21 protein-coding genes and 1 pseudogene are annotated in these 22,305 nt (G+C 64.0%); 8 read left to right on the forward strand and 14 right to left on the reverse strand.

Annotated elements, in window-relative coordinates:
• Positions 1-327 precede the first annotated feature (327 nt).
• Positions 328-480 (forward strand): annotated as a pseudogene (locus NKJ78_RS30845) (hypothetical protein); the annotation flags it as partial.
• A 47-nt stretch (positions 481-527) separates the two neighbouring features.
• Positions 528-2,426, forward strand: coding sequence for a cation:proton antiporter domain-containing protein (locus NKJ78_RS27140; protein ID WP_280806689.1), 1,899 nt, complete (start codon positions 528-530; stop codon positions 2,424-2,426).
• A 30-nt stretch (positions 2,427-2,456) separates the two neighbouring features.
• Here the strand turns inward: NKJ78_RS27140 and NKJ78_RS27145 are convergent, their stop codons facing one another.
• Entirely contained in the window at positions 2,457-3,665 is a 1,209-nt protein-coding gene (locus NKJ78_RS27145; protein WP_023740063.1) for an MFS transporter, read from the reverse strand.
• Between the two features lie 254 nt (positions 3,666-3,919).
• Here NKJ78_RS27145 and NKJ78_RS27150 point away from each other — a divergent pair, with 254 nt between their 5' ends.
• Entirely contained in the window at positions 3,920-4,339 is a 420-nt protein-coding gene (locus NKJ78_RS27150; protein WP_023740062.1) for a VOC family protein, read from the forward strand.
• Between the two features lie 95 nt (positions 4,340-4,434).
• Here NKJ78_RS27150 and NKJ78_RS27155 read toward each other — a convergent pair whose 3' ends face one another.
• Positions 4,435-5,022, reverse strand: coding sequence for a dihydrofolate reductase family protein (locus tag NKJ78_RS27155; RefSeq protein WP_023740061.1), 588 nt, complete (start codon positions 5,020-5,022; stop codon positions 4,435-4,437).
• Positions 5,023-5,154: 132 nt separating this feature from the next.
• Here NKJ78_RS27155 and NKJ78_RS27160 point away from each other — a divergent pair, with 132 nt between their 5' ends.
• On the forward strand, positions 5,155-5,571 hold the full coding sequence (locus NKJ78_RS27160; protein ID WP_023740060.1) for a winged helix-turn-helix transcriptional regulator: 417 nt from the start codon (positions 5,155-5,157) through the stop codon (positions 5,569-5,571).
• A gap of 451 nt (positions 5,572-6,022) precedes the next feature.
• Complete coding sequence (locus tag NKJ78_RS27165; RefSeq protein WP_023708708.1) at positions 6,023-7,126, forward strand: flavin-containing monooxygenase; 1,104 nt, start codon at positions 6,023-6,025, stop codon at positions 7,124-7,126.
• Between the two features lie 20 nt (positions 7,127-7,146).
• Here NKJ78_RS27165 and gcvA read toward each other — a convergent pair whose 3' ends face one another.
• Positions 7,147-8,046: a transcriptional regulator GcvA gene (gene gcvA, locus NKJ78_RS27170; protein WP_352460491.1), complete on the reverse strand. Its 900-nt coding sequence runs from the start codon at positions 8,044-8,046 to the stop codon at positions 7,147-7,149.
• Between the two features lie 131 nt (positions 8,047-8,177).
• On the opposite strand from gcvA, the gene NKJ78_RS27175 reads away from it, so the two are divergent.
• On the forward strand, positions 8,178-8,882 hold the full coding sequence (locus NKJ78_RS27175) for an SDR family oxidoreductase (protein ID WP_023705118.1): 705 nt from the start codon (positions 8,178-8,180) through the stop codon (positions 8,880-8,882).
• 30 nt (positions 8,883-8,912) lie between these two features.
• Here NKJ78_RS27175 and NKJ78_RS27180 read toward each other — a convergent pair whose 3' ends face one another.
• From NKJ78_RS27180 to NKJ78_RS27210, 7 genes are all read right to left on the reverse strand, one after another.
• Complete coding sequence (locus NKJ78_RS27180) at positions 8,913-9,815, reverse strand: carbohydrate ABC transporter permease (protein ID WP_023673469.1); 903 nt, start codon at positions 9,813-9,815, stop codon at positions 8,913-8,915.
• Between the two features lies 1 nt (position 9,816).
• A complete protein-coding gene (locus tag NKJ78_RS27185) occupies positions 9,817-10,716 on the reverse strand; it encodes a carbohydrate ABC transporter permease (protein ID WP_444849008.1) in 900 nt (299 codons plus the stop codon).
• 159 nt (positions 10,717-10,875) lie between these two features.
• The gene (locus tag NKJ78_RS27190) at positions 10,876-12,201 is read right to left on the reverse strand and encodes an ABC transporter substrate-binding protein (RefSeq protein ID WP_023693796.1); all 1,326 of its coding nucleotides are present in this window, start codon (positions 12,199-12,201) and stop codon (positions 10,876-10,878) included.
• A 39-nt stretch (positions 12,202-12,240) separates the two neighbouring features.
• Positions 12,241-13,326 (reverse strand): ABC transporter ATP-binding protein, encoded by a 1,086-nt coding sequence (locus NKJ78_RS27195; protein WP_352562739.1) that lies wholly within the window; start codon positions 13,324-13,326, stop codon positions 12,241-12,243.
• A 194-nt stretch (positions 13,327-13,520) separates the two neighbouring features.
• Entirely contained in the window at positions 13,521-14,111 is a 591-nt protein-coding gene (locus NKJ78_RS27200; protein WP_023673473.1) for a DUF922 domain-containing Zn-dependent protease, read from the reverse strand.
• A 52-nt stretch (positions 14,112-14,163) separates the two neighbouring features.
• Positions 14,164-15,441 carry a D-tagatose-bisphosphate aldolase, class II, non-catalytic subunit gene (locus NKJ78_RS27205; protein ID WP_352562740.1) on the reverse strand — a complete coding sequence of 426 codons (1,278 nt, stop codon included), beginning with the start codon at positions 15,439-15,441 and terminating at the stop codon, positions 14,164-14,166.
• Positions 15,438-16,424: a tagatose kinase gene (locus tag NKJ78_RS27210; protein WP_023740054.1), complete on the reverse strand. Its 987-nt coding sequence runs from the start codon at positions 16,422-16,424 to the stop codon at positions 15,438-15,440. The genes NKJ78_RS27205 and NKJ78_RS27210 overlap by 4 nt, the downstream gene beginning before the upstream one ends.
• A gap of 209 nt (positions 16,425-16,633) precedes the next feature.
• Between NKJ78_RS27210 and NKJ78_RS27215 the strand changes: the two genes are divergently transcribed.
• Entirely contained in the window at positions 16,634-17,263 is a 630-nt protein-coding gene (locus NKJ78_RS27215; RefSeq protein ID WP_023749539.1) for a glutathione S-transferase family protein, read from the forward strand.
• Between the two features lie 147 nt (positions 17,264-17,410).
• Positions 17,411-17,650 (forward strand): hypothetical protein, encoded by a 240-nt coding sequence (locus NKJ78_RS27220; protein ID WP_031253599.1) that lies wholly within the window; start codon positions 17,411-17,413, stop codon positions 17,648-17,650.
• A gap of 39 nt (positions 17,651-17,689) precedes the next feature.
• Here NKJ78_RS27220 and NKJ78_RS27225 read toward each other — a convergent pair whose 3' ends face one another.
• The 4 genes from NKJ78_RS27225 to NKJ78_RS27240 all read right to left on the reverse strand — a co-directional run bounded on the left by NKJ78_RS27225 (position 17,690) and on the right by NKJ78_RS27240 (position 21,955).
• Positions 17,690-18,187, reverse strand: a complete 498-nt coding sequence (locus NKJ78_RS27225) for a GNAT family N-acetyltransferase (RefSeq protein ID WP_352460489.1) — start codon at positions 18,185-18,187, stop codon at positions 17,690-17,692.
• Between the two features lie 11 nt (positions 18,188-18,198).
• Entirely contained in the window at positions 18,199-19,215 is a 1,017-nt protein-coding gene (locus tag NKJ78_RS27230; RefSeq protein ID WP_023685887.1) for an ABC transporter permease, read from the reverse strand.
• Positions 19,212-20,783 (reverse strand): sugar ABC transporter ATP-binding protein, encoded by a 1,572-nt coding sequence (locus NKJ78_RS27235; protein WP_031198118.1) that lies wholly within the window; start codon positions 20,781-20,783, stop codon positions 19,212-19,214. The genes NKJ78_RS27230 and NKJ78_RS27235 overlap by 4 nt, the downstream gene beginning before the upstream one ends.
• 224 nt (positions 20,784-21,007) lie before the next feature.
• Positions 21,008-21,955, reverse strand: coding sequence for a substrate-binding domain-containing protein (locus NKJ78_RS27240; RefSeq protein WP_023730393.1), 948 nt, complete (start codon positions 21,953-21,955; stop codon positions 21,008-21,010).
• Positions 21,956-22,305: the final 350 nt, after the last annotated feature.

A 22,305-nucleotide genomic window follows, 5' to 3' on the forward strand; every position in this document is an offset into this window, starting at 1 on the left:
CGGCCGCTTATCCGCAGTCAGATAGGCCCGTTATGCGATTCAGGTAAGGAGGAACCTGCGGCGCGCCAAGGGAGCGTGGCGTGCAACCGATCTCGCCCTTAAAACGTTATACCGGGCACAATGAGGGGGTGCATGTCCTTCGTGGTCAACCGGCGCCGGTCGGTCGCGCTAGCCGCGGCAGCTTTCGCATTCATGCCGGCCGCATCGTTGGCAGCCGAAAAGACCGGCATGTCCAGCGAGGGCATTTTCGTTCTCGAAATCCTCCTTCTGCTTCTCGTCGGCCGCGGCATCGGCGAGTTGCTGGAGCGTCTCGGCCAGCCGGCGGTGATGGGTCAGCTCATCGGCGGCATCCTGCTCGGGCCATCGCTGCTCGGCTGGCTATTGCCGGAAGCAGAACGCGTGATCTTTTCAGGCGACGCCACCCAAAAGAGCATGATCAGCGCCATCGCCCAGCTCGGCGTGTTGATGCTTCTGTTGCTCACCGGGATGGAGACGGATCTGCGGCTGGTGCGCAGGGTCGGCCGTGCGTGCTTTTCCATCTCCGCCGCGGCGTCACCGTGCCTTTCGCGCTCGGCTTCACCGCCGCGCAGTTCATGCCGGCCTCGCTGCTGGCCGACGGAACCGAGCGCATTGTCGCCGGTCTCTTCCTCGGCACGGCGCTGTCGATCTCCTCGGTCAAGATCGTCGCCATGGTGGTGCGCGAGATGAACTTCATGCGCCGCGATCTCGATCAGATCATCGTCTCGTCGGCCATCATCGAGGACACGATCGGCTGGGTGATCATCGCCATCACCATCGGCATCGCCACCAAGGGGCGCATCGAGCTCGGCAGCCTTGCCTTCACCATTGTCGGCGTCGCCGCCTTCATGGGGTTTTCCTTCACGATTGGCCGCCGCATCGTCTTCGACGCCATCCGCTGGACCAACGATACGTTCCGCAGCGAATACGCCGTCGTCACCGTCATTCTCGCCATCATGGGCGCAATGGCGCTGATCACCGATCTGATCGGCGTCCACACCGTGCTCGGCGCCTTCGTCGCCGGCATACTGGTTGGGGAATCGCCGATCCTGTCGCGTCATATCGAAGGGCAATTGCGCGGCGTCATCATGGCGCTGTTCATGCCGGTTTTCTTCGGCGTCGCCGGCCTTTCGGCGGATCTCACCGTGCTTGTCGACCACGAGCTTGCGCTACTCACGGCCGCTTTGGTGCTGATCGCCAGCTTCGGCAAATTCGCCGGCGCCTTCATCGGCGCCGAGCTTGCCGGCATGAGCCGCAAGGAAGGCATCGCCGTCGGTTGCGGCATGAACGCGCGCGGCTCGACCGAAGTCATCGTCGCCTCTATTGGCCTGTCGATCGGCGTTCTGTCGCACAATCTTTTCACCATGATCGTGACCATGGCCGTCATCACCACGCTCGCCATGCCGCCGACCTTGCGTTGGGCACTCGGCCGCTTGCCGATGGGCGAGAACGAGAAGAAGCGTCTGGAGCGCGAGGAGATCGACCAACGCGGCTTCATCGCCAATCTGGAACGACTGCTGGTGGTGACCGATGAGGGCGTTGTCGGCCGCTTTGCTGCTTACCTCGCAGGAGTCGTGGGCGCCGGCAGGCCGACGACGGTGCTGCATGCCCGAGGCGAGGGGGAGGAGGCCGAGCCCGGCACGGATGCGAAGCTCGGGCCGATCGAAAAGGGTGCCGAGGACAGCCGCGAGGCCGCCAGGAGTTCGGACGAGGAACTGGCCCGCGCGGCGCCTGTCACGCGGCGCCACGAGGCCGAGCTTTCGGCCGAAACGGTTGCCAAGGAGGCGCGCAAAGGCTATGGGCTGCTGCTGATCGGGCTCGGCCGCGCGGTCACGTCGAAAGGTGGGTTTGCCCGCCGCATCAACGAGATCGCCGGCGCCTTCGAGGGCCCGCTATGCCTGGTGCTGAAGGCGACCGGCGCCGGCCGCCAGATGCCAAGGCTAGGACCTGAAGGCGGGAAGATTCTGGTTCCGGTCAACGGCACCGCGATCGCCCGCCGGGGTGCCGAAATGGCACTGGCGATTGCAGCGGTCACGGGTGCGCGGGTCAAGATACTTTATGTAGCGCGCGTCGGCCGCGATGAACCGCGCGACACTGTCTCGCATCGCCGCAGGGAGGCGGTGCTGAAGGATACCGTCGCACTAGCCGACCGCTATGGCGTCGAGATCGAGACGGCCATCCGCAGCCGGGCCGCCGCCGCCGATGCCATTGCCCGCCAGGCCGGCAGGGGGGCGGCGTTGATCGTCATGGGCGTGGCGCGGCGCCCTGGCGAGGAACTCTTCTTTGGCGAGACGACCACAGGCGTGCTGCAGCGCTGCCAATGCCCGGTGGTGCTGATCTCGGACGCCAGGCTCAGCCGCGACGACGAGGTCAGGGAAGAGCTGCGCTCGGGAACGGCGACAGGGTGATGAGTATTTGCCCTCGAGGGGAAATTTCGCTCATGCCGCCTGCAGCCTCTCTCGGCCGGGCTGCGGCGGGAACGCGATGGCGATGCCGGCAGCACCGAGTCCGATCAGCGCCGAGCCGATGAACAGCCAGGAATAGCTGGCATAGGCGTCGAAGATCATGCCGCCGGCGAGCGGGCCGAACGACATGCCGAGGCTGGACAACAGGGTCGCGGCGCCAAGTATCGTGCCGATGATGCGCGGCCCGAAATAGTCGCGCGCCAGAACCGCATAGAGCGGCATGACGCCGCCATAGGTGGCGCCGAAGATGATCGCCAGGAGATAGAACTGCTCGAGATTGCCGACGGCGAGATAGGCGGCGATCACCACCGCCTGGATGGCGAGGCCCACGATCAGCACCGGCTTGGCGCCCAGCCTGTCGCCGAGCACGCCGTAGAGCACGCGCCCGCCAAGCCCGGCAAGGCCCTCGACGCTGTAGATCGACACGGCTGCCATCGGCGCCACGCCGCACGACATGGCATAGCTCACCATGTGGAAGATTGGCCCCGAATGCGCTGCGCAGCAGGCGAAGAAGGTCATACCCAGCACCAGGAATTGCGGCGAGCGCAGCGCCTGGCCGACTGACATGCCGGGGGCCGCGGCAGGCGCGGGCGCGCTGCCATCCGCTGCCGCGACCGCCGTCGACGGCTGGCGCACCAGGAAGACGGCCGGCAGCAACAGCACCCAGGCCATGATGCCGATATCGAACATGGCGGTACGCCAGTCGTAGGCGGTGATCAGCCAGCGCGCGAAGGGTGAAATGGTCATCGGCGCCACGCCCATGCCGGCCGAGACCAGCGACACGGCCAGGCTGCGATGGGTCTCGAACCAGGCGGTGGTCAGCGCGATCATCGGCGCGAAGAAGGCGCTGGCCGCCAGCCCGACGATGACGCCATAGCTCAGCTGGAAGACTAGCAGCGATTGGGCTCGGCTCGCCACCACCAGCGACAGGCCGAGCAGCACCGCGCCGGCAAAAACCACCGGGCGGGCGCCGACACGGTCATAGATGGCGCCCCAGGCGAAACCGCCTGCGCCCATCACCAAGAAATTCAGCGTCATGGCGCTGGAAATGCCGGTTCGCGACCAGTTGGTGTCGAGCGCCATCGGCTCGAGAAAGATCGCCAGCGAAAACATCGCGCCGAGCGCCACACAGGTCATCAGCGCGCCGCACGCGACGATCACCCAACGGTAGGAACTGTTCATGCTCTTCTCCCGAGATCGGTTTCGATGCGGCGCCACTCGCTCCAGCTCCGTTGCGCCGCTTGCGTCCGAAGGACGTTGGCGGGATTTCGAATCCGACAATCCGGTTGCATTTTTTATCCGGTCTGCGTGGAAGTCCATCCGGATATGACAAAAGCAGGGTGTAAGGCTGCCAAGCGCGCCGACAAATAGACTGCCGAATTGACGAGCCGCTCCGCGGCACTAGCTTTGTGGTCTCGCGACGGGAGAGATCGCTCATGGAACTGCATCGCGGCCGCCTCATCGACCACGTCCAGCTGGTGGTCAGGGACCTCAAGGCGAGCCGGGGCTTCTATGAAGCCGCCTTCAAGGTGCTCGGCATTCCGATCGGCGGCGAGGCCGAGGACTATTTCTGGGCCGACGAACTGTTCATCTCAAGCCTCGACAGCCGGGCGGCGAGAGGACAACTGACCGGGCGCCATCATCTGGCCTTCCAGGCCAGGGACAACGCCATGGTCGATGCCTTCTACAGGGCCGGCCTCAATGCCGGTGGGGCCGACAATGGCGCGCCGGGTGAGCGGCCCTACCACCCCGGCTACTACGCCGCCTTCCTGCTCGACCCCGACGGCAACAACATCGAGGCGGTGTTTCACGGGCCGGCAAAGCGAAGTGCCGCTTCGGTCGAGATCAATTTCTAGCGCAGGTTCACGAGGAGCGGGTTGCGGTGATCCGTCCGGAGTTCTCGTAAAAACAAAGAGTTGAAGCGGTCCACGGATTCAATCGCTGAACTGCTTCACATTGCCGGCGCGTAGCGGTTCACCACCATTCCGCAGGCATAGGCTTTAGAGCCGAGCAGGCGCAATTTCCGGAAGCCGCCACGGTCGAAAATCCGCTCGCCGTCGCCCAGCGCGGCCGGATTGATGAACAGCTGGAACTCATCGACCAACCCCGCTGCAATCAGCGCCGAGGCAAAGCCGGCGCCGCCGAATACCGCCATGTCGCCTTCACCTTCAGCTTTCAGCGCCTTGACCTCGCGCGGCAGGTCGCCGCTGGCAACCGTCGTGCGCTCCCACCGCGATGCCGCGAGCTTGTCGCTCAGCACCACCTTGCGCGCCTCGACGATGCGCTGCGCAAAAGCGTAGAAGGGATCGCGCGGATAGCTTTTTGCGGCATTGCCCCAATGGGTTAGATAGCCTTCTTCGGCCATCTTGCGGCTGAGCAGAATGGTGTCGATGCCAGCGAACACCGTGTTGAAATCCTGCTTCAAGTCGTCGTCCCACGGGCAGTTGGCGCCCCATTCCCAGAGCTGCCAGTGCTCATCGCCGGCCGCGCCGACAAAACCGTCGACCGATATCTGCATCTGCAGGATCAGTTTTCTCATCGTCGTTCTCCTGAGCTCTGGTGTCACCAGCGCCAGGTCAGGCGGCGTTGGTTATTGCTTTACTTTCGGAGCCATTGACATGAGTGAAAAATGATGTCAATAGTAAAGTGATTTAAAAATGGAAGCATTTAAATGTCGACCAGGGAAAGATCCGGCTGTCCCATCAGCCTATCGCTCGAATTGCTCGGTGACCGCTGGACGCTGCTGATCATCCGCGACATGATTTTCGCGGGAAAAAGGCACTTCCGGGAGTTCCTGCTATCAGGCGAAGGCATCTCGTCGCGCACCCTGGCCGAGCGGCTGCAGACCTTGCAGGATGAGGGCATCGTCACAAGAAGCGACGACCCCACGCACAAGCTCAAGGCGATCTACAAGCTGACGGAGGCGGGCATCGACCTGTTGCCGGTGCTGGCGACGCTCGGCGCCTGGGGCAGCAAATACCGCAACGCCGATGACAAGCTGGCAAGGAACGCCGATGAACTGGCGAGGGGCGGCGAGGCAGCGCTCGAGCAGATAAAGAAGAAGCTGCGCGCCGAGCATGTCGGCTAGGGAGGAACGCCTCCCTTCGCGCTGGTGGCGGGCTAGATCGACACGACGTCGCGCAGCCTCACCCTTCCCATCCCGCAAATCGCTGTGGCCGGAGCCATGTCTGCTTCGGATTGCCATCGCCCGAACCACGGCCTCTTTCAGCCAGCGCGCGGTGGCGGGGGCGGCATGCATGCCGATTGGGCCATGCCGCCATGCACGTAGAGCTCTTCGGTCGCAGTGCGGCCGGCGACAGGCAGCCCGTCCGACAGCATGGGGCGATTGCCGGGATAGACATTCGTCACCGGGGGTGAGCCGAGACCGGACAGGATGCGCAGCGTGCGCGCCGCGATGCGAAGGCGTCTCGGCGCTAGCGCGCCGATCCACCTTCTCCAACAAGGGGAGAAGGTGAGGCGCGCCTTGTCCCGCCTGCGCTTCTACGCGTAGCCTAAGGAGCTAGCGGGAGGAGAATCGCTTGGACACCACTGTCGTTATTGTCGGCGCCGGGCCCGCCGGCCTTGCGGTCGGTGCCTGCCTGAAGCGGGCAGGAGTGGATTTCATCCTGCTCGAAAAATCGCAGGAGATCGCGCCCGCCTGGCGGCGGCACTATCGGCGGCTGCATCTGCATACGGTCAAGTCGTTCTCGTCGCTGCCGTTCCTGCCCTTTCCCAAAAATTATCCGCGCTACGTGCCGCGCGAAATGGTGGTCCGCTATCTCGACGACTACGCGGAAAAATTCGATCTGCGCCCGCGCTTCGGCGTGACGGTGAAAGCCATTCGCCTCGGGGACGGCGGTTTTCTGGTCGAGACAGGATCGGACAACATCAAGGCGCGCCATGTCGTCATCGCCAGCGGTAACAATGCCGAGCCGATCGTCCCCCGGCTCCCTGCTATCGAGGCTTTCAAGGGCGAGGTGCTGCACAGCGCCGACTATACGCAAGCGGCGCCCTTTGCCGGCCGCTCGGTGCTGATCGTCGGCATGGGCAACACCGGCGCCGAGATCGCGCTCGACTTGGCGGAAAGTGGCGCGCGTCCGACCATTTCGGTGCGCAAGGGCGTCCACATCGTGCCGCGCCAGCTGTTCGGCGTGCCGATCCAGATGGTCGGCATCGCCAGCCGGCCGATGCCGCAGGCGCTGAACGACTGGATGTTCCCGATCATCCTCGATTTCGCGCTGGGCAAGCTCGAGAAATACGGCATCGTCAGGCCGAAGCAGGGCATCCTGCAGCAGATCGACGAAGTCGGCCGCATCCCGGTCATCGACGTCGGCACGGTCGACGCCATCACCAAAGGCGCCATCAAGATCGCACCCGACATAGCGGGCTTCACCGAGCGCGGCGCTGCGTTCACCGACGGCAGGCAGGAAAATTTCGACGCCGTCATCCTCGCCACCGGCTATCGCCCGGGCTACGAAAAGTTTCTGCCCGTGGAATTGCAGCCGGAGCGCAGTGGCGTCAACGCCCGCGCCTCTCAACTCGGCCTCTACCTCGTCGGCTTCTACAATCCGGTCACCGGTCTGCTACGAGAAATCGGCAGGGAGGCGAAGGCGGTGGCGGCCGACATTGCGCGGCGGCGGTAAAAGGGGAGATCGGCTATCCATCACAGCCGCGCCGCATCGCCCTCATCCAGCAGCCATCGCCGCACGGCTTGCGTCGGTTCTGGGTGCCGTTGCTTGCGCGGCATCACGACATAGAAATCGTGCGTCCCACGCATCTCCGCGTTGATCGGCTGCACCAGCCGGCCGGCGGCAATGTCGGCGGATACGAGAAACCGGCTGGCCAGCGCGATGCCCTGGCCGGCAATGGCGGCGTCGATCGCGAGGCCTGTCTGGTTGAAGCGCATGCGTTTGGCCTCGGCGGCCATCCTCAGGCCGAGCGCCTTTTCCATGAATTCCGGCCATAGATTGTGCGCGTCGTGCAGCAGGACGTGGTGCTGGATGTCGGTCGGCGCGATCTCGTTCGCGCCGGTCGGCAGCAGGGCAGGGCTGCAGATGGCGACGATCTGCTGTGGAAACAAAAGATCCACCATCAGGCCGGCGCCGAAGGGCAGGCGGCCTTGCCTGACCGCAATGTCGACGCCGTCGGCCTGAAAACTCGACAGGCTTTCGCTGGCCAGGATTCGCAAATCGACCAGCGGGTTGTGGGCGACGAACTCCGGCAGTTTGGGGATCAGCCATTTGGTGGCAAAGCTCGGCGTGACGCTGATCGTCAGCCGCGCCGGTTCGGGCCGCAGCAGCAAGGTGGCCTCCGAGATCAGCTCGAAGGCGCGGCGGATGTTGGGCATATAGGCGCGGCCCTCATCGGTCAGCGCCAGGCCGCGCGGCAGCCGGTCGAAGAGTTTTGTGCCGAGATCGGCCTCCAGCCCGCGTATATGCTGCGCCACCGCCCCTTGCGTCACGTTCAGCTCTTCGGCGGCGATGCGGAAGTTGAGATGACGCGCGGCGGCTTCGAGGGCACGCAGCGCATTCAATGGTGGCAGGCTCAGGAAGGCTTCAGGCATGCAGGAGTTTTTCTACAGCTTGATTTCAGGCTTTCTGGTTCGAACCAGATGGCAACACCGTTTATAGCATTGCTCGAAGGTCGGAAACATGGGCTTCAGAGTCCCGCCAACCCGTGCGAAGGAAAATCAAGATGAATGTAGAAAAAGTGGCAGTGGTCGTCGCCGGTGGCAGCGGCATGGGTGCGGCGGCGGCCAAGCGGCTGGCGGCGGACGGGTTCAAGGTCGCGATCCTGTCGTCCTCAGGTAAGGGCGAGGCCTTGGCGAAAGAGCTTGGTGGCCTCGGCGTCACCGGCTCCAACCAGTCGAATGACGATCTGCAGCGGCTCGCCGACCTCACGCTCGAGCGCTACGGCCGCATCGACGTGCTGGTCAACAGCGGCGGCCACGGGCCACGCGCGCCGATCCTCGAAATCACCGACGAGCAGTGGCACACCGGTCTCGACGTCTATCTGATGAACGTCATCCGGCCGGTGCGCATCGTGGCGCCGCAGATGGTCAAGCAGAGGGCCGGCGCCATCATCAACATCTCGACCGCCTGGGTGGTCGAGCCGAGCCCGATGTTCCCGACATCCGCCGTGTTCCGCGCCGGTCTTGCCGCCTACACCAAGATCTTCGCCAACACCTACGCCGCCGACAATGTGCGCATGAACAATGTGCTGCCCGGCTGGATCGACAGCCTGCCGGCCACCGAGGAGCGCCGCGACAGCGTGCCGATGCAGCGCTACGGCACCTCGGAGGAAATTGCCGCGACCATCGCCTTCCTCGCTTCCGAAGGTGCGGGCTACATCACCGGCCAGAACATCCGCGTCGACGGCGGCATCATCGGCGCGATCTGACCGCGCGGTCGCCTCGCGTGAGCCGGCGCGTCACTCCTTCACCGCGCCGGTCATCGACGAGACATAGTGCTCGACGAAGAACGAATAGAGCACCACCACCGGCAGCGAGCCGATCAGCGCTCCCGCCATCAGCGCCCCCCATTCGTAGACGTCGGAGCGCACCAACTCGGTCAGCACACCCACCGGCACGGTCTTGTTTTCCGAGGACTGGATGAATGTCAGCGCGTAGATGAACTCGTTCCATGACAGGGTGAAGGCGAATATGCCGGCGGAGATCAGGCCGGGCACCGACAGCGGCAGCACGATCTTGGTGAGGATCTGCCACCGGCTCGCTCCGTCTATCAGCGCGCATTCTTCCAGTTCGAACGGGATGGAGCGGAAGTAACCCATCAACAGCCACGTGCAGAACGGCACCAGGAAGGTCGGATAGGTAAGGATGAGTGCGAAGGGCGTGTCGTAGAGCCCGAGGTTGAACACCATCACCGACAGCGGAATGAACAGGATCGAGGGCGGCACCAGATAGGCGAGGAAGATGCCGAGGCCGACCTGCCGCGCCCCGGAAAAGCGCAACCGCTCGATCGCATAGGCGGCGAACACCGACGCCAGCAGCGACAGGAACGTGGCGGCGGTCGAGATGATGATCGTGTTGAGCAGCCAGCCCGGATAGGAGGTTTCGAACAGGAGATAGCGGATATGCTCCAATGTCGGATGCACCACCCAGAACGGATTGAACTGCGCATAGTCGGTCATCTCGAGATTGGGCTTAACCGCCGTGATCGTCATCCAGTAAAACGGAAACAACAGCACGAAGACGAACACCAGCAGCGGCAGATAGACCGTCACCACGCGGCGCGGCAGGCTCTGCAGGTAGCCCATGCCGCCTTCGTCGATATCCCCACGTTTCGCCTTCCTTGTCGCGGCCGTCTTGACCATGTCAGTCTCCGCCGCCTTGTTGCCATTTGCGGCGTTGCAGGCCGAAATAGCTGAACAGGATCGCCGCCAGCAGGAACGGGATCATGGCCACCGCGATGGCCGCGCCCTCGCCAAGCTGGCCGCCGGAAATGCCGCGCTGGAAAGACAATGTCGCCATCAGATGCGTGGCATTCACCGGTCCGCCCCGGGTCAGCACGTAGATCAGCTGGAAATCGGTGAAAGTGAACAGCACCGAGAAGGTCATGGTGATGGCGATGATCGGCGTCAGCAGCGGCAGAGTCACATAACGAAACAACTGCCAGCGACTGGCGCCGTCGAGCGTGGCCGCCTCGTAGAGCGACTGCGGAATGGTCTGCAGGCCGGCGAGCAGCGTGATGGCGACGAAAGGAATGCCGCGCCAGACGTTGGCGGCGATAACCGAAGCGCGCGCATTCTCCGGATCGCCGAGGAAATTGATGCGGTGGTCGATCAGGCCCATTTGCTGCAGCGCCCAGGACAGGATGGAGAACTGCGAATCGTAGATCCACCAGAAGGCGATGGCCGACAGTACGGTGGGCACCACCCAGGGCAGCAGGACTATCGCGCGGAAGAACGATTTGAACGGCAGGTTTTCATTGAGGATGAGCGCCAGCCACAGGCCGAGCACGAACTTCAGGATCGAGGCGCTGACCGTGTAGAGCAAGGTGTTGAAGACGGAGAGCCAGAAGACGGCGTCACTCCACAGATACTGATAGTTCTCGGTGCCAATGAAGATGCCGGGGCGGCCGATACGGGCATCGGTGAAGCCGAGCCAAACGCCGAGCCCGAGCGGATAGGTCAGGAAGACCAGCAGCAGCGCCGCCGCCGGCAGCATGAAGCCGAAGCCCAGCGCGTTGCGGCTTTCGGAGATCCGCGAAAGCATCGACGGACGCGGCTGGGCGGCAACGGACGGCACGGCCATGGACAGCTTCCTCAGGAGGTCTCCTTGGTCGGTGCGGGCGACCGCCAAGCTATTTCGGGCAAGCGATTTCAGGAACCGGACCGGGCAGCGCAATGGCTGCTGCCCGGCTCAGCTGTGCTCTTAAACGCGGTAGTAACGGTTGGCGCGCTTCTCCGCCTCCTCCATCGCCTCCTGCGGCGTCGCCTGGCCGGTCACCGCCTTGGCGAACATGTCGACCAGGACATAGTCGGCCATGGTCGCCGCCGAGGCATAGCCGAGCGGCCCGGCATAGCCGTTGGGGCGCAGCGTCGCCGAGGCCTTGGCATAGGCGGCATTGTTCGGGTCGGCCGTCCACACTGGATTGTTGTCGAAGGCCTTCAGCGTCTGGCAGCAATAGCCCGCCGAGGAGGTGATCCAGTCGGTCATCTGCGGATCCTCGAACATGAACTGCAGATAGGCCTTGGCCGCATTGGGGTAGGGCGTGTAGTTGAAGATGACGGCGGTGGTCACCTGGAACAGTTCGACCGATTTCCCGACGGGACCGATCGGCAGGTTGGTGGTGCGGATGTCCTTGGCGATCTCAGCCAGCTTCGGATCGTTGTCCTTGTTGATCTTGGCCGTATTGTAGGCGGAAATGCCGTTGGCGATGACGCCGAGTTCGCCGGCCAGGAAGGCGCGGTTGTTATTGACGTCGAGCCAGCTTTCGGTCCCGGGAATGAAGGTCTTGTAGAGTTCCTGCGCGTATCCGATCGCCTTTAGCGTCTCGGGGCTGTTGATCGCCACCTTGCCGCTCTCGTCGACCATCTGGCCGCCATGGCTCCACAGCAGCCAGTGCGCGTAATTGTTGCCGTCGCCGACGCCGTGGCCGTGCGTGAAGCCGGCCGGATGTCCCTTCGCCTGCAACGCCTTGCAAAGCTCGAGGAAGCCTGCCGTGTCCTTCGGAAATTCGGAGAAGCCGGCCTCCTTCACCCAGCTTTCGCGATAGACGATGGCATTGCCGATCGTGGCCAGCGGCAGGCCGACGAACTTGCCGTCCCGCGTCGCATATTGCTTTGGTCCGTCGTGCCAGCCGCCATATTTCGAGCCCAGATACTCGCCGAGCTCGGTCACGTCGTGCAGCTTGTCGGGATATTGATGCGGGTCGTCGAACCAGACGAACATGAGGTCCGGGCCGGAACCGACATTGGCGGCGACCGCTGCCTTGGGGCGAATGTCCTCCCAGCTTTCCTTGTCGACACGAACCTCGACACCTGTCGCCTCGGTGAAGCGCTTGGTGTTGGCCAGCCATTGATCCTCATCGCCCTTGACGAAGGGCGACCAGCGCAGCAGCCGCAGCTTTGCGCCTTCCTCGGGCTTGTATTTCAAGCCCTCCTGGGCAAAAGCCGGCGAGCCGACGAAGCGGCTTCCCAGGGCTCCCGCCGCAGCACCTGCGGTCGTGCGGATTACATCGCGTCTCGTGAATTTCATGGTCGTCTCCTCCGGTTTATCTTCCTCGCTATGCGGTCCTTACCATCCGTTACGCGCTTCAAATCGTGTTCCGGTCTTGCCGTCAAAGAGATGAATCAGGCCAGGCGCGGCAGAGAGCCGTATGGATTCGCCCGGTGTGAAGGCATGGCGTTCGCGGAAATTGGCGACGATCTCGTCGCCGCCGGCGGTGCGGCCGATGATCTGCACTTCCGACCCGGTCGGCTCGACCACCGCGACGGTGACTTGAATGCCTTGGTCTGACGATAGCCGCAAATGCTCGGGCCGTATTCCCAGCACCACCGGATGACCGTTGCCAACGGCCGGCGCGCCGGCCAGCGGCACGGAAATTCCCCCGGCGCCGCGAAAGGACGGAGACCCGTCGGTGACGATCTCGCCCTTGATCAGGTTCATGGCGGGCGAGCCGATGAAACTGGCGACGAAGAGATTGTTTGGCCTGTCGTAGAGCTCCAGCGGCGGTCCGATCTGTTCGACGATGCCGTCATGCATGACGACGATCTTGTCGGCCATGGTCATGGCCTCGATCTGGTCGTGGGTGACATAGACTGTGGTCGTCTTGAGCCGCTGGTGCAGTTCCTTGATCTCGGCGCGCATCTGCACCCTGAGCTTGGCGTCGAGATTGGAGAGCGGTTCGTCGAACAGGAAAACCTGTGGATCGCGCACGATCGCCCGGCCCATGGCGACGCGCTGGCGCTGGCCGCCGGAAAGCTGGCGCGGATATCGCGTCAGCAATGGCACCAGCCCGAGGATTTCGGCGGCGCGCTGAATGCTGGTAGCGCAATCGGCCTTCGAAACACCTTTGAGCATGAGCGAGAACGCCATGTTCTCGGCGACCGTCATGTGCGGGTAGAGCGCGTAGTTCTGGAACACCATGGCAACGTCGCGCTCTTTCGGCGCAACGTTGTTGACGACCCGATCCCCGATCGCGATCTCGCCCCGAGAAATCTTTTCCAGGCCGGCGATCATCCTGAGAAGGGTCGATTTTCCGCAACCCGACGGGCCGACCAGCGTGACGAATTCGCCGTCGTCGATATCCACACTGACGCCATGCAGGACCTCGACGGTCCCGAACGATTTGTAAACATCGCCGATCGCGACAGACGCCATCGATCTCCTCCCGAATGCTTCTTGCGACGCCCCGAAGGAAACCGCTCCTCTCCCGCCTCGCGGCCGTCTCCCATTCCCCCAACAGGTCGCGTGACGATCAGACGGTAGCGCTACCAAGCCTGCCTGTAAAGCGGCCATGCGGCCGGTGCTCTTGTCGTTCGGAACACCGGCGCAATGACCGGTTCGCCGGCAAACTACCCCCCATTCACAAAAGCCAGCACCAGCTTCTGCAGGTTTCCGCCGGGGCCGAATTCGACCCGGTCGAAGTCGCGGCTCGCCTGCCGCTGAGCCAGCGAGATCTGGGCGAGTTGCCTCGTCAGCTCGGTTCTGATCTTGCTGCAGGCGGGGTCATCAGTAACGGTCAGGCCGACGCTCACCGCCTCGATCTTGCGCACCATCTCGGCGATGGCTGCGCCATGCACTCTCTCGTGGGCGGCGAGCCCGGCGATGAACACCGTCCAGTTCTTCTGGACGGAAGCCGGCAACGGTTCGGCCGGCTTCGGCAAGGTGTAGGTGATGATCAGTTTCGGGCGCGCCGATTTGAGCACGCAGGCGTCGCCTTGCGGCCTGTAGTCCCTGGTCCAGGTCAGCTTGAAATTGGTGTGCGCAATGACCCGACCCTTGCCGAGCAAGGGGCCGGCTTCGCCGATCGCGGCATAGAGTTCCGGGCCGGTCCGCCCTGCGATGGCGTAGGTCTCGACCTTTTCGACCGGCTTCCAGTCGGCGCGTGCCGGCGACGCCAGCAGAGAGGCCGCGAACAGGAGAAAGAACATGGCTGGTTTCATGGAAACGTCAGAGACACTGGGCTGAGGCAAAGATCAACCCGGCGCAATGCAATCAGGTCCCACGGCAGGCCGCGTCATAGTCGGCCAGCACCTGACCGACAGCTTCGAGAAGGATAGCCTCGGGATTGCCCGCCGGCCCGAGTTCGGCCGGCAGCGCCGGCAGGAATTGCCGCATCAGCGTTTCGGGAATGGCAACGTCGTCCAGCGCCTTGCGCAGGCGCTCGACGGCCGCGACAGCGGTGGGGTTGCTCCAATAATAGCGGATGCGGTCGCTGTAGCTGTAATGCCGCTGCACATAGAGCTCTGCTTCATTGCCATGATAGTGGCTGTGCCAATGGCCGGGGGCTGCCAGCATCGCGCTTTCCATGGTCCGGGCGAGCGACCGGTCGCCATAGTCCCTGGCCATTTCGGAGGCGATCAGGTCGAGCCCGTAAAGCGCCTCGCGCAAGGCGAAGGTCAGGCCGGGGCCGACCTTGAGGATAGGAAAGCCGTTTGCGACCAGCGCGGTCAAAGCCGCACGGGTCTGGTAGTCGGTCGAATGCGCCTCGTAGACGAGCGACGGCTGCTCATCGAGCAAGCCGGTCAGGCCCTTGGATTTTTCGGGCGCGTAGGCGACGACATTCTGGCTGCCGAATTCCACGCCCGGCTGCACCACCACGGCCATGACGCGGCCGAACGCCTCGGTCAGGCCTTCGCGGGCAAAGATCTCCCGGTGAACCTCGATCGTGCGCCGCGCCGCCGCCGCCTCGGTCGGCTTCAACTCGCTGATCGCATGGTCGACGCCGCCGGGGGCGGGAACTTCGGTGCCGATGATGTAGACCGGCAAGGTGCTGCCTGCGGCGTGCGCGCCCGTTTCGGCCGCCTTTGCCAGCCGCGCCGCCCGGGTGGCGATGGTCTCGTCGTCAAGCGCCGCCGGCTCGCCGGCGCAGCCCATCGATGCGTCGAGATGGATCTTGGTGAAGCCGGCCGCGATATAGGCGCCGACCATGGCCTCGGCCTTGTCCATCGCCTGCGCCGCCGGCTCTGCGCGCCACGGGTTCGGTCCCATATGGTCGCCGCCGAAGATGATGCGCGAGGCTTCCAGCCCCTCGCGGCAGGCGATCTCCAGCACGAAGGCGACGAACAGCGCCGGGGTCATTCCGGTATAGCCGCCGAACTGGTTGACCTGATTGCAGGTTGCCTCAATCAGCAGGTTTTTCTCCCTGCCGGCAACGGCGCGCCTGATCGCCGTCTGGATCACCAGCGGATGCGCGGAGCAGATCGAGGTGATGCCGTAGGGCGAGCCGTTTTTGCGCGCGCTGGCGAGGCCTGCAAGCGGGTTGGCGCTCATGTCCGTCTCGCTGTTCCCTTGATGAATTGGTCAAGCGCATCGAAGCCGGCGGTGCCTTCCATCGGGCCGCGCCGGGTGATGTTGCGGGCGCCGGCGGCATTGGCATAAAGCAGCGCCTTGCCGGGCTCCATCCCCTGGCGGCGGCACGTCAGGTAGGTGGCGCCAAAGCAGTCGCCGGCGCCCGTCGGGTCGACTTCCTCGATTTGAAAACCGGCGCAGTCGATCCTGGCGCCGTCGGCGCCGAACCAGGAAGAGCCGTCAGCACCGCGCTTCAGCACGATCTCGCCGACGCCCCTGGCAAACAGCGCCGCCACCGCCTGATGCTCGTCATCGACGCCCGCCGTAGCGAGCAATTCGTCGCCGGACGGCAGCAGCAGGTCGGCATCGTCGATGAGTGCGGAAAACAGTGCGCCGTCGGAGCCGTCGATCAGCTCCTTGCGCACATTCGGGTCGAATGAGGTCGAGCCGCCGCGGGCACGAACCGCCTGCACTGCGTAGCTGACGATCTCCTTCAGCCCTGCCACCGACAGCGTCGATCCCATGATATGCAGATGGCCGGCCCTGTCCGCCAGCAGGCGCGCAGCAGTGGTCAGGTGGATCTGCCCGGCGGCGGATTCGGCGATGTTGTAGACGAAGTCCCTGATACCATCGGGCCGATAGCGCACGAAGGCGCATCCCGTCGGGAAGCGGTCGCTGATATCGACGGCGGAGACGTCGACCCCGTCGCGCTTCAGCCTGTCCAGGTTGAGCGTGCCGAAATCGTCGCGGCCGACGCAGCCGATAATGCCGGCGCCGCCCCCCAGCCGCGCAACCTGGTCGATGAAGATCGCCGGCGCACCGCTGGGGAATGGCCCGACGAGCGTTTGCGGCTCGAGGAAGCCGAAACCCAGTGCCGTCGCCATGATCTCGACCAGGATCTCGCCGGCGGCAATAGTTGGCCCCGCGGCCTCGGCGGCGATTTCGCTGCGGCGCGAAAGGCTCATGCTTGCGATTCCTCCTTGTCACAGACTGATTGCTTGCTCGCGCAGTTGTTCGGCACAAATGTTTATCGGGTAAATCGCACATAGGGCGAAGTCAATAAAACTTTACATGCGTATAGTTTACTTATTCTGCGCGTACACATTGCAGGATTCGGGTGGCTGGGATCGTGGCACCGTGCAAATCAGGCGTCGACCGCAGCGAAAGGACAGCCATGCTCACGCTTCATGATTATTTGCCGTCGCAAAACGGTTGGAAGGCGAGGGTCGTGCTCGGCCTGCTCAACATTCCCTATGAAAGCCGCCTGGTGTCGATTTTCGAGGGCGAGAGCCACACCGACGCTTTCCTGAAGCTCAACCCGGCCGGCGCCGTTCCTGTGCTCGAACTCGAGGATGGCCGTGCGATCGCCGAATCGAATGCGATCCTCATTTATCTCGCCGAAGGCACGCCCTTGCTGCCGGCGGATCGCTATGTCAACGCGAAAATTATGCAATGGCTGTTCTTCGAACAGTACCATGTCGAGCCGGTCATCGGCTCCCTGCGCTTCTGGACGCTGGCCGGAAGGCTGGAGCGCAACCAGGCGATGGTTCCGGCCAAGCGCGAAGCTGGCGCCCGCACGCTGGCAGCGCTGGAGCGCAGCCTGAACGATACGCCGTTCCTTGTCGGCGACACGCTCACCATCGCCGACATTGCTGTCTATGCCTACGGCCACCGTGCCGAAGATTGCGGCTTTGCGCTGGCGGCTTATCCGGCGGTCCTCGCCTGGACGGACCGGGTGCGCGACGCCATCGGTCCCGGCTATCCCGTGCATCTCTACAGCATCGATCCGCACTCGGCTGCTTGACGGCAAAAGGCGCGCGTTCACCTTGCTTAGTCGAAAAGAAGACCCAGATTCTGCTTTATCGGCGGCTTTCGCTCGCAATCCGTTGACTGGACGGCCGGATCCCGGCGTCAACTCGACGACCTGCCGGCACTTAGCATGGAGGTGACCATGACACGCGACGACATCATTTCGGTGTTGGGGCCGGTAGACGAGGCGGTCATAGCCGACATCGCGCTGACCGGCGCCACCCTTCAAGAACTGCGCGAGGCGTTCGCCTGGCTCGGTGCCGACGAGGCGCTGGTCAACGAGGGTCGCCCCTTGCCGGGAACGAAGGTGGCGCGGCTGATCGAAATTCTCGATATGCCGGACGATGAGGACGGCCGGCAAGCGGTGGTGGCGCAGGGTTAGGGCAGTAGGGTCCGGACTACCGCGGTTTCCCCATTCACTTCATGCTCTCGACAGCAGCCGGCGCATGATCAGCGAGGCGTGGCCGCCAACGCCGTGCGCGGCCGTGTGGCGCTCGACCACTTCGAAACCGTGCTTGCGATAGAAGGCGATCGCCCGGTCGTTGCCCTCGATCACTTCCAGCGCAATGCTGGGGATGCCGGCATGCGCGACAAGCACCGCGTGCAGCAGGTCGGTGGCGAGCCCGCTGCCGAACTCTGTCTTGTCGATGTGCAGCCGGTCGAGCAGGACATCGCCACGATCGTCCATCGCCGCCATCGCGTAGCCGGCGATCGAACCGTCCGGCCGTTCGGCCACGAACGACATCTTGTTGTCGTCCCCAAGTTCCTCTGCCAGCCGCTCGGGCGCATGCTTGTCGTCCGAGAGCCGCGCAGTGGTCTCTGGCCCCATAATTGCCGAATAGGTGCGCCGCCAGGATTCCCCCAACAGCCGCGACACCGCCGCTATATCTTTCTCGGTCATCGCCCTGATCTGAACCATGGCCTAAATCCTCACCGCCTCACCCGCGACTTCAGCCAACGATCGAAGGCCACGGCCAGGATCAGGATTAGGCCGATGACGATGCTTTGTGTGTAGGACGAGACATTGTTGAACTGCAGCCCGTTCTGCAGCACGCCGATGAGTGCTGCGCCCACCACCGTGCCGCCGACCGAGCCGATGCCACCGAATAGCGAGGTGCCGCCGATGACGACGGCGGAAATCACCGTAAGTTCGTAACCGATGCCGGCTACGGCTTCGGAGGAGTTGAGCCGTGCTGACAAAACGAAGGCCGCCAGCCCGGCGAAGAAGCCGACGATGACATAGACCGAGATCAGAATGCGGTCGACGCGCAGGCCCGACAGGCGTGCGGCCTCGGCATTGCCGCCGACGGCATAGACGGCGCGGCCATAGCGCGTATAGCGCAGCACGATGTGGCACAGGATGGCCGCCGCCGCGAAGATGATCGCCGGCACCGGCACCGGTCCGATGAGCCCGGTGCCGAACCAGCGCATCGAGGCGTCGAAACCGGAGATCGGTCCGCCATTGGAGATGGTCAGCGTCAGGCCGCGAAACACGGTGAGCCCACCCAGCGTGACGACGAAGGGCGGCACTTTCAGCCTGGTGATGGCAAAGCCCTGGACGCCGCCGGCCAGCGCCCCGACGATGACGGCGGCAAGCAAGGCGGCGAACCAGCCATATCCTTGCGTGCCCGTGGTCGACAGCGACAGCGTGTTGGCGGTGCCGCCCTTGGCCACCACCGCGGCCACCATGCCGCAGAAGGCGAGCAGTGAGCCGACCGACAGGTCGATGCCGGCAGTGAGGATGACGAAGGTCATGCCGAGCGCGATCAGCCCGGTGATCGAGATCTGCCTCAAAATGTTGAACAGGTTGATTGGATCGATGAAGCTCGGCTTCAGCACGGTGAAGATGACGATCAACACCGCCAGGAACATCAGCGGCCCAAAACTCATCAGAAGCCGCGCGATGTTGATGCCGCTGCGCTGGGTCTGTTCGGTGGTGCTGGTCATTGCGTTGCGTCCTGCTTGCGGTCGAGCGCCATCAGTTCCATCAGTTTTTCCTCGGTCGCTTCGATGCCCGGCATTTCGCCGGTGATACGGCCGCGCCGCATCGTAACGATGCGATCCGACACTGCCAGCACCTCCGGCAGTTCCGACGAGATCATCATGATGGCGATGCCGCGCGCAGCCAACTGGACCAGGATCTGGTGCACTTCGGCCTTGGCGCCGACATCGACGCCGCGCGTCGGCTCGTCGACGATCAGTACTTTCGGGTCGCGCGCCAGCCAGCGGGCCAGGATCACCTTTTGCTGATTGCCGCCGGACAGGCCCTCGATCGCCTGCTCGGGCGAGGCCATGCGGATCGACAGTGCCTTGCGATAGCCGGCCAGCGCCTCGCGCTCGCGCCGTTCGGCCATGAAGCCGGCCCCATTGCTGTAGCGGCCGAGCGAGGCGATGGAGAAATTGTTGAGAATGCCAAGTGCTGCAAAAATCGCCTGGTGCTTGCGGTCTTCCGGCACCAGGCCGATGCCGAGTTTGATGGCGTCGGCGGGCGAAGCCGGGGCGATCGGCTTGCCGTCGAGCGCAATCGTGCCGGCCGCGATGCGGTCGGCGCCGAAAATGGCGCGGGCAAGCTCGGTGCGGCCGGAACCGACGAGCCCGGCAACGCCGAGGATTTCGCCGGCCTTCAGATCGAGGTTGACGCCTTCGAGCACGATGGCGTGCGGCGCCAATGGGTCGCGTACCGTCCGCAGCCCGCGCACCGAGAGCCTGACCTCGCCGGCGACATCGCGCTGCGTCGGCCGCGCGTAGAGCTCGGAGGCGGCGCGGCCGACCATCTTCTCGATGATTTTTGGAATCTGGATCGGCTGGCCGTCACGGTCGAGATGGCCGGCCAGCCTGCCGTCGCGCAACACCGTCATCCGGTCGCAGATCGCCGACGCTTCTTCCAGCCGATGGGTGACGAACATGATCGCCACGCCGTCCTTGCGCAGCCTGTCCATGATCGACATAAGCTTCTGCACCTCAGTCTCGGTCAGCGCCGAGGTCGGCTCGTCCATGATGATCAGGCGGCTTTCCAGCGACAGAGCGCGGGCGATTTCGACTAGCTGCTGTTCGGCGACCGAGAGCGACGACACCGGCGTCGCCGGATCGATGTCGAGGCCGACGCGGGCGATGATCGCGCGCGACGCGTCCTCCATCCTGCGCCAGCTGACCAGCCCGAGCGGACCGAGCGGCGCGCGGCCGATGAAAATGTTTTCCGCAACCGTCAGCGTCGGGATCAGGCTCAGTTCCTGATAGATGGTGACGATCCCATGCCGCTTGGCATCCTGCGGACTGGACGGCGCGTAGTCGGCGCCGTCGAAGACGATGCGGCCGCTCGACGGCGGCATCACGCCGGACAGGATTTTCAACAGCGTCGACTTGCCGGCGCCGTTCTCGCCGAGCAGGCCAAGGATCTCACTGGGCCGCACCTCGAGCGAAACGTCGCTGAGCGCGGTGACGCCGGAAAAATGCTTGGTCACGCCTTCGACGGAAAGGAGCGGGGGCGATGATGCGGCGGGTTCAACGGCGGACAATAGCTATTCCCTCGATGCAATTCCTCAACGTTTGCGCTTGAACACCCCCTCTGTCCTGCCGGACATCTCCCCCTCAAGGGGGGAGATTGGCAGTGTCACCGTCGGCGCATTTTCCTGCAACGCTGGAGGTTGGCGAAAGCGGTCGAGTGCTTAATCTCCCTCCTTGAGGGGGAGATGGCCGGCAGGCCAGAGGGGGGTGCTGTCCCGCCGGCTTCGCCAATCAGCTACTTCGTCTCGTTCAACCTCTCCGCCTTGTCGAGATTGTCCTTGCCGATGACGATCGGCGTCAACAGCACCAGCTTCTCCTTCGGCTCGGTCTTGTCCCTGGCGAAGGCGACCGCGATCTGCACCGCCGTGCGCGACTGTTCGCCGGGGAACTGTTCGACCGTGCCGGCGAGCTTGCCGTCGCGCACAGCGACCAGCGCTTCCGGCAGTGCGTCGAAGCCGTAGATCTTGACGTCGGTGAAGTTGCGGGCGGCACAGGCTTCGAGCGCGCCGAGCGCCATGTCGTCATTGGCGCAGATGATGGCGTCCGGCTTGCCGTTGGCGGCAAGCCCGGCCTCGGTCACCGACAGCGCTTCGGCGCGGGCGAAATTAGCGGTCTGCTCGAAGATGATCTGGTACTTGTCCTTGAGCGGATCGAGCACATTGTGGACGCCTTTGTTGCGGTCGATCGCGGGTCCGGCACCCGGTTGGCCCTGCAAATGGAACAGCTTGGCGCCGTTGGGGAACGCCGCCACCATGGCCTGCGCCTCGGCCTCGCCGCCCTTGACATTGTCGGCGCCGACATGGGCCAGAATGCCCTCGACGCCGTCGACGCGGCGGTCGATGGTGACCACGGGAACCCCGGCCTTGACCGCTTCCTCGATCGCCGGCGCCAGCGCGTTGACGTCAAGCGGCGAAATCACGATGGCGTTGACCTTCTGCACAAGTGCGGCCTCGATGTCGGCGGTTTGCTTCGGCGCCGAGTTCTGGCCGTCGCTCTCGGTCAGGTTGACGCCTTGCGCCTGCGCCTCCGCCTTTATCTCGTTCAGCATGTGCACAAAGAACGGAAAGCCGAGATTGGGCACCGAGCCCAATATGGTCAGTTTGTCGGCGGCAAAGGCCATGGGCGCGGCCAGCGCCATGGCGCCGGTCGCCACCGTCGACAACAGGAATTCGCGTCTGTTCATCAGATATCCTCCACATGAACGCAGGAGCCCGAAACCGGGAGCGGCTCGGGACGGTCCTTGCGTCAATTCAAAAATGGAGTGTCCTGTGAACGCCCCGAGGGGACGCGAGGCGCTCCAGCCGGTCCGCCGCAACGTTCTCCTCCGCACGGCGCCGACCCGAGGATGCTAGCCAAGGAAAATCGATTACGCAAGGACATGAACAGCTCTTCCCTTCTCCCCTTGTGGGCCCGTTGCGTTATAGGCTTTGGGCGTGGAGAGAGACGGCAGGGCAATGCGAGGTGGTTTCCGGCGCTGGTTTGTGGCCAGATGGGGTAGGAGTTGGCGTATTCGGCGGATTTCGGGCGCAGTGC

Origin of the sequence: Mesorhizobium sp. M0037 (assembly GCF_040323635.1) — a bacterium.
Lineage (GTDB): Bacteria > Pseudomonadota > Alphaproteobacteria > Rhizobiales > Rhizobiaceae > Mesorhizobium.